The sequence below is a fragment of the Haloglomus salinum genome (assembly GCF_024298825.1).
GTDB lineage: Archaea > Halobacteriota > Halobacteria > Halobacteriales > Haloarculaceae > Haloglomus > Haloglomus salinum.
The window spans coordinates 1,330,808-1,343,221 of record NZ_CP101153.1 but is presented as its reverse complement, the minus strand read 5'-3'; the positions used below and the strand labels follow the sequence as shown (position 1 = coordinate 1,343,221).

The window sequence follows — 12,414 nt, the reverse complement described above, 5'->3', positions numbered from 1 at the left end:
TAGGGGGCCGTTCGGCGAGTAAAGGTCTTCCGACCCGGCTACGGCGGCCCTGCCGGTTAGCGGCCGCATAGGGAAGGCGACGGGGCGCTATCGGGGTGGGGGCCCGGCTCTCGCGGGAGCGTCCCCCGGTAGCCGTCACGCTCAGCATCCCCCGACCCCTATGCCGGGCCGATGCCCGAGGTCCCCACCGGCCCGTTCCTGCTCGACGCCATGCTGGGCAAGCTCGCCACCTACCTCCGGATGTGTGGCTACGACGCGGCGTACGCGCTCGACGACCACCGGGACACCGAGGCCGACGACGAACTGCTCGCGGCGGCCCGCGCCGAGGACCGGACGCTCCTCACGCGCGATGCCCAGCTAGCTGTGCGGGCCGGCGACCGTGGCTTCCTGCTCGAATCACGCGACGTGGCCGACCAGCTCCGGGAACTGCACGACGCGGGTCTCGCGCTCTCGCTGGCCGACCAGCCCGCGCGCTGTGGGGCCTGCAACGGCCCCGTCGAACGCCTCACGGCCGACGCCGACCGCGACCCCCACGCCCCCGATGACCGCCCGGTCTGGCGGTGCGAGCGGTGCGGCCAGCAGTTCTGGCAGGGGAGCCACTGGGACCGGGTGGCCGAGACGCTCGCCGAGATACGCACGGAGAACGCGTCGTAGGCCGAAATAACGCTCGAAGATGGCGGGTACGGCCCAAAACACCGGAAGAACGCAGAAATCGGGCGTTACTGGTTGTTCGGGTTCCACTCCTCGCAGGCGTCCATGTCGTCCATGACCTCGCTGTGGAGGCCACAGTAGGGCTGCATGCCCTGGTCGGTGCGGACGTACCGGAAGTGCGAGCAGTTGCCGCAGTAGAGGTCCTGGTTGGGGTGGGGGTCGGCGTCGACGCCGCCGGAGAACACCTCGGCGTCCTCGGTGGTGGTGCCGCCGTCGGACACGCCCGACGAGGCTCGTGCTCGGCGCTCACCGCCGTGGCTGCCCGCGCCCGTGGCGTCCCCGCGTCCGGCGTGGCGCTGGTTGCGGCCGGTGTTCGACCGGACGCGCTCGGTCAGCGACTCCGACTCGTCGTTCGAGGAGGACATGACCTCGGCCCCCTCACTGGTGGTGTTCGTACTCGCGGTCGAGGTAGCCGCGGAGCCGGCGGTCTGGGTCTCGACGTTCCCGTCGGGCGTCCCGCCCATCAGCCCGATGCCGCCGAGCTTCTGCGCGAGGCTCTGGTTCGATACCTCGACGACGCGGGTCTCGCCGCCCTCCGTGACCCGCAACTCGACCGTGCCGCCGGGGTCGTTGCGTGTCTTGAAGCTCGCGACGGCGCTGAACAGCGCCCACAGCGTCGTCATCATGCCGACGAAGTAGACCGCGACGACCGGGAACGCGTTGTCGAACCAGGCCTGGGGGTAGACCCGGGTGAACAGGACGACACCGAACAGGGCCACCGCGCTACCGAGGACGGCGGCCGCGTTGACGCGCCGGGTCGTCTGGGGGAGGACGACCACGACGCCGAGGAACGTGACTGGGAGGCCGACGCCGGCCGCGATGCCCGCGATCTCGCGGGCGCCGAACGTATCCAGGCCGAGCAGCTCGGCGACACCCGTCGAGGTGCCGACGACGATGCCGCCGACGGTCAGGGCCGCCCCGACGAGGAACAGACCCACGCCGAGGTAGAGCCGCCGCAGGTCGGGCCCCCCGGCCCCGCCCTCGTACACGTCCGTGAGGCTAGCCATACCGGGGCCTGCGGACTCCACCCACAAAACTCCGCGTCAGACGCTCGGATGACACGTTTCAGCGGGTATCGCCGCCGAAGGTGTCCACCCCCGGGGACGGCTCGGCGCTCCCGAGGAGGAGCCGATGGGGAGTTCGAACGGGCCCACCATCCACGGTCGCCCCCTGCTCAGTCCGTCACTGGCTCGTCCGGCTTTCGGTGGACCCGGACCGTCGAGATGCGGGTCCCCTCCACGCTCGTCACCTCGACGACGTACCCGGCGACCTCGACGCGGTCGCCACGTTCCGGTGCGCGGTTGAGCCGTTCGAGCACCAGTCCGCCGATCGTCTCGACCTCCTCGCTCGTGAAGTCTCCCTCGAGCGTCTCGTTGACCTTCGACAACGGGACGCCGCCGTCGATGTCGTATCCCTCGGCGTCACGCTCTCGGACCGAGGGTTCGTGTTCGTCCAGATCGAACTCGTCTCGGAGGTCCCCGACGAGCGCCTCGACGACGTCTTCGACGGTCGCGATCCCCTCGAACGCCCCCCACTCGTCGATGACCGCGGCCATCTGCTGGTGGTCCTCCCTGAACTGCCGCAGGAGATCGCTCAGTGCCATCGTCTCGGGGGCGATGATGATCTCGCGGGCGATGTCGCCGACCGACTCGGTCTCCCCGTCCTCCACCTCGGCTCGGAGCACGTCCTTGACGTCGACGAACCCGACCACCTGGTCGGCATCGTCGGCATCGAGAACCGGATAGCGCGTATGTCCGGTCTCGAGGATGACCGACTGGAGTTCGGAGAGCGAGGCGTCCGCCGGAACGCTCACCACGTCCGGTCGTGGGACCATGACCTCCCGCACCACGGTGTCGTCGAGGTCGAAGACCCGCTCTATCATCGTCACTTCCGCGACATCGATATCCCCTTCCTCGCCGGACCGCGTCAGTACCCGGAGGAGCTCCCGCTCGCCGAGCGTCTCGTCCGTCTCGGAGGCGGGGGGCACGCCGAGCGCTCGCGTGAACGCGTTGGCAGCCCCGTTGAAGACGACGATGCCCGGATAGAGGATGTAGTAGAAGAGCTTCATCGGCGGGGCGAGGAACAGCGAGAGTCGCTCGGTCTGGGCGATGGCGAGCGTCTTGGGTGCGAGCTCACCGAAGACGACGTGGAGGAACGTGATGAGACTGAAGCCGACCGCGAAGGCGACCAGATGGATGAGGTTCGTGGGGAGAACCGGCGCCAGCACGGGCTCGATGAGCGATGCGACGGCGGGTTCGCCGACCCACCCCAGTCCCAGCGAGGCGATGGTGATGCCGAGTTGCGTCGTCGCGAGATAGTCGTCGAGGTCTACCATCACCTCCTGGAGCGTCCCCGAACCGGGGCGGCCCTCCGCGGCGAGTTGTTCCACTGACGTCCCCCGTATCCGCACGAAGGCGAACTCCGCAGCGACGAAGAAGCCGTTGAGTACCACCAGCACCAGCGCGACGGCGACCTGCGCCAGCGAGAGCGCGACGTTCACCATCGGAGGGGCTGGGAGCTACGGCTGCTCGATAGTCCTGTGTCCATATCCCCCCGTCTCGCCCCATCGGTAAATAACTGGCAAGGTCCCGGTGACACCGTCCCGTCGTCGAGGTGATTCGGAGCGTCGAGGGGTTCCCAACGGGACCGCACGCCCCCGAACGACACCCTTTCCACCGGGACTCTCCTCGCTCGGATATGGACGAGGCCGCCGCAGAGACGCTGGTTGAGTGGCGCGAGTGGGGTACCGACGCCTTCGACGCCGCCGACGCACGGACCTGGCCCGTGCTGCTGTCGGTGACGGCACCGTGGTGCACCCACTGCCGGGCGATGGACGAGGAGACGTACGCCGAGCCACGGGTCGCCGCCCACCTGAAGGACGGGTTCGTCACCGTCCGCGTGGACGCCGACCGCCAGCCCCGCGTGCGCGAACGCTACAACGTCGGGGGCTTCCCCGCGACCGCCTTCCTCACGCCCGACGGCGAGGTGCTCACCGCGGCGGGCTATCTGGGGCTCGAGGGGTTCCGCGACATCCTCGATTCGGTGCGCCGGACCTGGGACGCGAAGGGGACAGGTGCGGGCTCTGTCCCCCGCGCACTGGACGACGAGCCACCCGCCGGCGAGGTCACCTCGCAGGTCGAGGCACACATGGTCGACCGCGTCACCGCCGGCTTCGACGAGGAGTTCGGCGGCTGGGGTGAGGGGGCGAAGTTCCCGCTCCCTCGCGCGGTCGAGTTCGCGGCCAAGCGCGAGCGCACCCGCGACCACGCCACACGCACGCTGGAGGCCATCCACGCCCACCTGCTCGACACCTACGACGGCGGCTTCTACCGCTACGCCGACAGCCGGGACTGGTCCGGCCTCCACCGCGAGAAGCTCACCGACGAGAACGCCGCCCTGGTCCGTGCGTTCGCGGCAGGGTACCTCTACACCGGGTCGGAGACGTACCGCGAGGCCGCCGAAGCCACCGTCGACTACCTCACGACGGACCTCTGGGTCGGCGACGCGGGCGAGCGCGGTGCGTTCGCCGGGAGTCAGGCCGGCGGCGACTACTTCACCCTCTCGGCGAGCGCCCGCGAGGACGCCGAGCCGCCCCACGTCGACGAGACCGTCTTCGCCGACCGGAACGGCCTCGCGGCCGACGCGCTCCTCCGATACCACGCCGTCACGGACCACTCTCCCGCCGCACGCTATGCCGAGCGCGCGCTCGAGACGGTGCTCGACGAACTCGTCGACGACGGCGAGGTGACGCACTTCCCGCCCGCGATGGCCGCCGAGGATGAGGTCGTCGAGTCCGGCCTGCTCGTCGACCAGGCGCGCCTCCTGACGGGCCTCACCACGGCGGCGCAGGTCCTCGGCGGGGACCGCTGGCTCGACGCTGCCCGTGCGGTCGCCGACGCGATGCTCGACCTGCAGGACGACACCGGCGCGTTCCGGGACGGGCCCGCCGACGGGCCGGGGCTGCTGGACCGTCCGCTCCGCCCGCTGGACACGAACGTCGAGGCCGCCGATGGCCTGCTCGACCTCGCGGCGCTCACCGGCGACGGGTCGTACCGCGAGGCGGCGGCCGCCGCGCTCGAAGCGTTCGCGGGCGCCGCCGGACGCATGGGTGTCGAGGTGGCGGGCTACGCGACCGCCTGCGCCCGGCACGTCAACGACCCGCTCGTGGTCGAGACGCCGCCCGCCGGGAGCGACCTCCACCGCGCCGCGCTCCGCGTGGCCGACCACGAGAAGGTCGTGGTTCCGGGTGACCGCGAGGACGCGGTCGCACACCGCGGCGAGTCGACCTCCGAGGCCGCGAGCGACCCGGCCGAGCTGGCGACCGTCGTCGCAGAGTTCGACTGACGGCGCCCGGCTCGGTGCCCGGCTCGGGGAAACAACTGACGAGACGGGTAAACTTCATCAGTGTTTATGAGTGGTGCCGTCGAGACGCCGGTATGGCGAGTCTCAGGGACCTCGGACTGTCGGAGTACGAGGCACGGGCCTATCGGTCACTACTGAAGACGGGCCCCACGACGGCGAAGGAGCTGTCACGGGTCAGTGACGTGCCGATGGGCCGCATCTACGACGTGCTCAACAGCATCGAGCAGTACAACCTCGTCCGGTCCCAGTCCGCGAGCCGGCCGAAGAAGTACGTCGCCGTCGAGCCCGAGACGGCGCTGGACCGGCTCCTGGAGGACAAGAAGCGCGAACTCGAGGAGAAGGCAAGCCAGTACGAGTCAATCGTCGACGAGCTGGAGGGGGAACTGGAGACCGCGGAGCCGGTCGAGGAGCGGTTCTGGACGGCCGCGGTCGGTGCCGACGAGGCCGCCGGCCTCCTGCTCGAACGCATCGCGGCCGCCGACTCGCGCATCGTCATCGTCCTCTCGACGTACACGGAGCGCTACTTCGACATCCGCGAGGTCGGCAACGCGCTGCTCGACGGGCTGCAGGAGGCGCTCGAACGTGATGTCGAGGTGGACTTCCTGATGAAGCCTGCACTGGTGCCGACGCTCCCGCCGGAGTTCGGCGACCGCTACCGCGAGACGCTCTCCGAGTACGACGGCTTCGAGGTCCGCACCGTCGAGGACGTCTCCGGCACGTTCACGCTGGTCGACCAGAACGAGGTCGTCATCGAGGTGCCCCACCCGCTCCAGAGCGAGGAGGTGTTCGCGATGCTCAACCTCAAGGACCGTGAGTTCGCCGGCAGCGTCCGCGAGGAGTTCAGACCGCGGTGGGAGGCCGCCGAGGAACTGGTGCTGTAGCGGGACGCCCCGACTGACACAGAGCCGGGTCCGGGAGTTATATCCGGAGCGCTCTCAATGCCGACTCGGATACAACATGGTAGCGCTGACCGTGCTGACCGTGGCCGGAATCGTCGTGGCCGTGTTCGTGGGATTCAACATCGGCGGGTCCTCGACGGGGGTGGCGTTCGGCCCGGCCGTCGGCTCCCGGCTGGTCCGGAAGGGGACCGCGGCGGCGCTGTTCCTCGTGTTCGCCTTCCTGGGCGCCTGGACGGTCGGCCGGAACGTCATCGCGACGATGAGCAGCAGCATCGTCCCGGCGATGCAGTTCACGCCCCTCACGAGCGTCGTCGTCCTCTTCTTCACGGGCCTGTCGCTGTTCATCTCGAACCTCTACGGCGTCCCGGCGTCGACCTCGATGACCGCGGTCGGCGCCATCGTCGGGCTGGGGCTGGCCTCGGACTCGCTCAACCAGGCGCTCATGTTCGTCATCGTCTCGGCGTGGATCGTCGCACCGCTGCTGAGCTTCACCGTCGGCGTCGTCGTCGGCCGCTACGTCTACCCGTATCTCGACCGCTACGTCGCGTTCACGACGTTCGACCTCCACCTCGTGCAGTTCGACCGCTCCGGGCGGGTGCCACGTCCCCAGTTCAACGAGAACGCCTCCGCCAGGGACGTCGTCGGCTCCCTGTCGGTGGTCGTCATCGGCTGTTACATGGCGTTCTCCGCGGGCGCGTCGAACGCGGCCAACGCCGTCGCGCCCCTCGTCGGCGCGCAGGGGCCACTCACCGTCGACCAGGGCGTCCTGCTCGCGGTGGTCGCCTTCGGGCTGGGCGGGTTCACCATCGCCCGGCGCACGCTGGAGACGATCGGCGACGACATCACGGAACTGCCCATCCTGGCGTCGCTCATCGTCTCCGTGGTCGGGGGCACGGTCATCACGGTGCTCTCCCAGTTCGGCATCCCGGCGAGCCTGGCGGTGAGCACCACCTCGACCATCATCGGGCTGGGTTGGGGCCGGGCGAGCCGGGCGGCGACCCTGGCCGAGCTGGCGACGCCGACACCCGAGCGTCCGGATATGGAGGTCTCGACGGGTGCGCTGGTCACCTCGCGCGTCGAGGAGGCGCCCACCGGCCCGACCATCGGCGACATCGCACGACACGAGGAGCCGGCAGAGCCGCCCGAGGAGGTGCCGGACGTGCCGGAGGTCGGTGCGGAGGGGCCCGCGGACCTCGACGAGCGGAGCCTGTTCGACGCCGCGGCGGCCAAACGCATCGCCTCGATGTGGGTGCTGACACCCGCGCTCGCGGTCACGGCCTCGTATCCCGTGTTCCTGCTGGTCCTGTGAGCTGCCTCGGCTAGCCGTTACACCCAAACCATTCGGGGTCCAATCCTCGGTATCGGCGAGATGCGTCACCCATGACCACACCCGACGCCGAGTCCTTCCCAGCACCGAGACCGTGGTATCGGTCGCGAACCGCCGAGACAGCGCTGGGTGTCGGGCTCTGCCTGGCCATCGGGACGATGTACGCTGTCCTGCGGTACACGGAGCTCCCGTGGTTCGTCAACCGTACGGCGGCGCTGATACTGTTCATCTCCATCCTCGGGATGGTCATCGTCTCCGGGCGCGTCGTGACCCGGACCTTCGGCCGACGGCGGAACTACTAGCTCGGCGTCCCCCGGACCGAATCACCGGACTCTCGTGTTAGTCGTCCGTCGTCGGCGAGTGCTCCGGTTCGGGTTCGTCCGGCGCGCCCGACCGCGAGGTCGTCACGTACACCGACTCGGTGTCGAAGACGAACTCGTCGAGGAAGGCGACGACGTAGACGATGCTCTGGAAGAAGAAGTAGAACCAGAGCGTGAACGCGGCCAGGTACTCCGCGGGGTGATGGGAGTAGCCCTCGCGCCAGTCCCGTGCGAAGATGAGATACGAGCAGACGACCGGCCCCAGCCCGATGGCGGTCCAGAGGTAGTCGTCGTACGGGAGCCACGTCGAACTGTCGAGGACGAACCGGTCGAGGACGAACAGGGGCGCGACGAGGACGAGGAGGACCGGTAGCAGCGCGTAGCCGAAGGTGTAGGCGGCGTCGGCGCGCTGGCGGAGGTTCAGCGTCCCGTTACGCGAGAGCGGCAGGAGGTGTCGCACCGCGACCTGCATCCAGCCACGGGCCCAGCGCGAGCGCTGGCTCCACCAGCCCGATAGGGTGGCGGGGTTCTCCTCGAACGTGAGGATGTAGGGGTCGACCTGCAGGCGCTTGCCGTGGGCGTGGATGCGCGCGGACATGTCGATGTCCTCGACGAGGACGTCCTCGTCGAACATCCCGAGTTCGTCGAACATCTCGGCGCGGAAGAACGCCTGGCCGCCGCCGAAGATGGTGAAGCCGCCGAACACCTGCCGGCCGAACAGGTCCGCGAGCTCGGCGATGTGGCGCTCGACGGTCGCGTGGAGCGCGAGCAGCGAGTCGGTCGGGTTCCGGCCGTAGCACCGACCCTTCACGCACCAGATGTCGTCGTCGCTCTCGAACCAGCGCACCGCTCGCGAGACCGCGTCGGGGGCGAACTCGTGGTCGGCGTCGATGGAGGCGATGAGGTCGCCCGTGGCGTACTGGAGCGCGTAGTTGGTCGCCTTGGCCTTGCCACCGCCCGGCTCGTCCCGTTCGACGGCCTTGACGGCGTCGTACTCGGCGCCGTAGCGCTCGGCGATCTCGCCGGTGCGGTCGGTCGAGTCGGCCTCGTAGCAGACGACGATCTCGAGACACTCGTGCGGGTAGTCGAGCGCCAGCGCGGCCTCGATGGTGTCCGCGAGGACCGGTTCCTCGTTGTACGCCGGGATGACGACGCTCACGAGCGGCAGGTCGTCGGGCATCCCGCCCGGCGGCTCGGTCCGTGCGAACGCGAGCAGCGAACTCAGGTAGGTTCGTCCCACTAGTCCCAGCAGCAACACCAGCAGGACCGTCCGGAGGGTCCGCTCGTAGGCGACGGAGACCAGCGCCGGGAGGGTGAGGGCGCCGACCAGCAGGGCCGTCGTCGTCCCGTAGATGAGGGCCTTGCGGAGGGAGACGCCGGCCGCATCCGCCGTCTTGACTTTCATTGGGGTTGTTATTCCGGTCGCTGCCCATAGTGGTTTTCATACGTCGCCGCGAGTGGTTGCATCGTATTCGTCCACCCGGGTCCGCCCGAAATCGCCCCGGAACTGTTCCGAGCCGTTGATAGGGGCCGACCGTTTCATCCCCGTCGAGATGGGCCGCTCCGAACTCCGTCGTGCCCTCCAGCGGCGACTCGAGCAGCGGTGGCGCCGAACCGCTGCCGTCGTCCGTGCCCATCCGGGCCATGCCCTCGCGGTGACGCTGGTCACGGTCGTCGGCGTGGCCCTGCGGCTGTACGGACTCGGTACCGAGAGCCTCTGGGTCGACGAGGCCATCACCGTCACCGTGCTCCAGCGGTGGGGTCCGCTGGAACTCCTCACGGCGGTCCCCCGTGAGCAGCCCCACCTCCCCACGTACTACGTCCTGCTGGAGCTCTGGGCCGGCGCCGTCGGCCGCGGTGACGCCGCACTCCGGGCGCTCTCGGCCGTTTTCGGCGTCGCCGCGCTCCCGTTCGTCTACGGCCTCGGCCGCCGGTTGTTCGACCGCCGCGTCGGGCTGCTGGCGCTGGCCGTGACCGCGCTCTCGCGCTTCCAGCTCTACTACGCACAGGAGGTCCGGATGTACGCGATGCTGACCGCGCTGACGGTGGCCTCGTACTACTGCCTGCTCAGGCGCGAGGAGCCGTGGTGGGCAGCCGGCTACGTGGTCACGGCGGTCGGCGCGGCCTACGTCCACCCGTTCGGTGGGCTCGGGGTTCTGGGCGGGCTCGCGTACCTCGGGCTCGCCGCCCGCCTCGACACCCGCGGCCTCGACGTGAGCGACTGGCCGGGCCTGGCCGGCGACCGGCGAGCACCCGCCGTCGTCGCCCTGGCGCTCGTTCCGCTCGTCGTTGCGTCGGCCCGCGAGTTCGCCAGGGGTATCTCGTTGACCTACCTCTCGCGGCCGGGCCCCGACGAGGTCGCGCGCTCGCTGCTCGCCTTCTTCGGCGCGTGGCCCACACCGGGCGTCGGGGTCGCGGTCGGTGGCCTGCTCGCGTTCCTCGGTGTCGTCTCCCTCGCGCCGCTCGCGCTCGCCGCGGCCGGGCGGACGCCGCCGACACGCTGGACCAGCGCGACGCTCCTGCTGGCGTGCTGGGCGGTCGTCCCCGTCGCCGTCCTCGTAGCCGTCTCCCATCTCGTCACCCCGGTGTTCTGGTACCGGTACGCGCTCCCGGCCGCGCCGGCCTGCTATCTGCTCGTCGCCAGTGGCGGCGTCGCCCTGGCCGACCGTGCGGCGGCGTGGCTGGCGGACCGGGGGGCGACCGAGTCGGGGGCCCCGACGGCCGCCGACGGCGGGAGTCGCCGCCGCCTCGCGCTGGTGCTCCGGACCGCGCTCGCGGTCCTGCTCGTCCTGTCGCTGGTCCCGTCGGTCACCGCCTACCATACGGCTGACCAGAAGGACCAGTGGGAGGAGGCCGTCTCGACCGTCGAGTCGCGCGCCGACCCGGGCGACCTCGTGCTGGTCGACGGCTGTCTCACGATGGTTGGCTACGACCGCTACTGGACCCGGGATGACCTCGCGGTCAGGGGCGTCATCGACGTCGAGTCGGCGATGGGGGTGTCCCCGACCCCGCCCGATGTCGTCCGGCGGGCGGTCCACAACCGCTCGACGGTCTGGACGGTTCTGGCACACATCTCCGCTCGCGAGGAGCGCCGGCTCCGCGGCATCGTCCGGGAGACCCACCGGCCGGCGCGGAACCGGTCGTACGTCTCCATCGAGGTGACGCGCTACGAGCGACGGGCGGGCATCGAGGAGGGGTCGGTGAACGGCTCGATTCCGTCGCGGTCGGCGTTCGACTGCCGGAATCACCTCCTCTGAGGCCGCCTGCGCACCGTTGCCGCCGTGAATCCGCCGGGACTATTGGTTCGCCCCGCCTCACGTCTATCGATGCGCGACGTGCTGCTGGTGACCGTCGACTCGCTCCGGGCGGACACGGTCGGGTTCATGGCCGACCGGGCACCCGCCACGCCGGCGCTCGACTCCCTCGCGGCCCACCCGGCCACGACGGTCGCGACCCGCGCCTTCTCCGCCGGGAGCTACACCAAGATGGCGTTCCCGGGTATCCTGACGGGAACCAGTCCCCGGGCGTACGCCGGCGAGGAGTCGCTCGCCGGTCGGCCACACGTCGCCGAACTGTTCGCCGGCGCCGGCTACCGGACCGCTGCCTTCCACTCGGCGGGCTACCTCTCGCTCGGGACCGGCTACGAGCGCGGCTTCGACCACTTCGACGACGGCGTCCACGACCCGGCGGCGGTCGTCGGGCACCACGAGGTGGGCGATGCTGGCGACGGGTCGACCGACGGCGGGGACACGACCGCCCCCGGTGCGGCCGAAACCGCCGGCGGTCCCGTCGCCCGACTCAAGCGGCTCGCCCGGCGCCTCCCCGACGATTCGGCGCCGGCCCGCGCCCTCCGGCGCGGCTACGGCGAGGCCCGCTGGCTCTCGATGTGGGCCGGCAGCGAGCCGTACACCCCGGCCGCCGACCTGACCGACCGCGTCCTCGACTGGCTCGGCCGCGCCGACGGTCCGCGTTTCGTGTGGTGTCACTACATGGACCCGCACGTCCCCTACCTCCCGCGTGAGGGCACCGTCTCCGCGGATATCTCCCGGCGGCGTGCGGTCCAGTTGATGCGCCGCTCGGAGGGGAACGACCCCGGCGCGATGAGCGCCGCCGACATGCGGGACTTCCGGCGGCTCTACCACGGCGAGACGGCGTCCCTCGACCGCCACCTCGGGCGCCTGTTCGACGGCCTCGACGCGCTGGATGACCCGCTCGTCGTCCTGTTCTCGGACCACGGCGACGCCTTCGGCGAGCACGGCCTGCTCCGGCACGGCGGCCCGCCGCTGGGCTCGCTCGTCCACGTCCCCTGTCTCGTCCACGACCGGCGCGACGGGGCGGAGGCACCGGAGACGATTCGGACCCCGGTCTCGGCGGTCGACCTCGCCCCGACACTGCTCGACGGGGCCGACGTGGCGGCCGACGACCGACTCGTCGGGCGCTCCCTCTTCGACCTTCCCACCGACGCCGACCGGACGGTGTTCGCCTACCGCGGCAACCTCGAGGCGGCGCCGTACCACGTCACCGCCATCGACGGCGATCGGCAGGTCGTGCGGCGCCTGTTCCGGCCCGACGGGAGCCGTGACGGGACGGAGACGACGTACCGACTCGGAACCAGCACCGCCGAGGCGGTCGACGAGGTGGCCCCGGACCTCTCTACCGCCATCGACGACCATCTGGGCGACCTCGTGGTGACGGCGGCCGACGACGGCGACCGCCACGAGCCCGCCGCGGCGGTCGAGGAACGGCTGGCGCGGCTGGGCTACCGGGACCGGAACCTCTGAGCCGGCCGCCGAGC

Annotated in this window: 10 protein-coding genes; 7 read left to right on the top strand and 3 right to left on the bottom strand. The window is 70.6% G+C overall.

All coding sequences use genetic code 11. The annotated features are described in order from the left end of the window. Positions 1-171: 171 nt before the first annotated feature. Positions 172-654 carry a Mut7-C RNAse domain-containing protein gene (locus NL115_RS06525; RefSeq protein WP_254832378.1) on the top strand — a complete coding sequence of 161 codons (483 nt, stop codon included), beginning with the start codon at positions 172-174 and terminating at the stop codon, positions 652-654. A 65-nt stretch (positions 655-719) separates the two neighbouring features. On the opposite strand, the gene NL115_RS06520 is transcribed toward NL115_RS06525, so the two are convergent. Together NL115_RS06520 and NL115_RS06515 are read right to left on the bottom strand one after the other, a co-directional pair. Next, positions 720-1,718 (bottom strand): cell division protein CdpA domain-containing protein, encoded by a 999-nt coding sequence (locus NL115_RS06520; protein WP_254832377.1) that lies wholly within the window; start codon positions 1,716-1,718, stop codon positions 720-722. 167 nt (positions 1,719-1,885) lie between these two features. Next, a complete protein-coding gene (locus NL115_RS06515) occupies positions 1,886-3,214 on the bottom strand; it encodes a hemolysin family protein (RefSeq protein ID WP_254832376.1) in 1,329 nt (442 codons plus the stop codon). A gap of 194 nt (positions 3,215-3,408) precedes the next feature. On the opposite strand from NL115_RS06515, the gene NL115_RS06510 reads away from it, so the two are divergent. The 4 genes from NL115_RS06510 (at position 3,409) to NL115_RS06495 (ending at position 7,601) form a co-directional block, all read left to right on the top strand. Beyond that, positions 3,409-5,055 (top strand): DUF255 domain-containing protein, encoded by a 1,647-nt coding sequence (locus NL115_RS06510; protein ID WP_254832375.1) that lies wholly within the window; start codon positions 3,409-3,411, stop codon positions 5,053-5,055. A 92-nt stretch (positions 5,056-5,147) separates the two neighbouring features. Continuing rightward, positions 5,148-5,954 carry a TrmB family transcriptional regulator gene (locus tag NL115_RS06505; protein WP_254832374.1) on the top strand — a complete coding sequence of 269 codons (807 nt, stop codon included), beginning with the start codon at positions 5,148-5,150 and terminating at the stop codon, positions 5,952-5,954. Positions 5,955-6,030: 76 nt separating this feature from the next. Continuing rightward, entirely contained in the window at positions 6,031-7,281 is a 1,251-nt protein-coding gene (locus NL115_RS06500) for an inorganic phosphate transporter (protein ID WP_254832373.1), read from the top strand. A gap of 71 nt (positions 7,282-7,352) precedes the next feature. After that, complete coding sequence (locus tag NL115_RS06495) at positions 7,353-7,601, top strand: hypothetical protein (protein WP_254832372.1); 249 nt, start codon at positions 7,353-7,355, stop codon at positions 7,599-7,601. Between the two features lie 37 nt (positions 7,602-7,638). Here the strand turns inward: NL115_RS06495 and NL115_RS06490 are convergent, their stop codons facing one another. Beyond that, complete coding sequence (locus tag NL115_RS06490; RefSeq protein ID WP_254832371.1) at positions 7,639-9,024, bottom strand: glycosyltransferase family 2 protein; 1,386 nt, start codon at positions 9,022-9,024, stop codon at positions 7,639-7,641. Between the two features lie 115 nt (positions 9,025-9,139). Here NL115_RS06490 and NL115_RS06485 point away from each other — a divergent pair, with 115 nt between their 5' ends. Together NL115_RS06485 and NL115_RS06480 are read left to right on the top strand one after the other, a co-directional pair. Continuing rightward, positions 9,140-10,876 (top strand): glycosyltransferase family 39 protein, encoded by a 1,737-nt coding sequence (locus tag NL115_RS06485; RefSeq protein ID WP_254832370.1) that lies wholly within the window; start codon positions 9,140-9,142, stop codon positions 10,874-10,876. 69 nt (positions 10,877-10,945) lie between these two features. Beyond that, a complete protein-coding gene (locus NL115_RS06480) occupies positions 10,946-12,400 on the top strand; it encodes a sulfatase (RefSeq protein ID WP_254832369.1) in 1,455 nt (484 codons plus the stop codon). Positions 12,401-12,414: the final 14 nt, after the last annotated feature.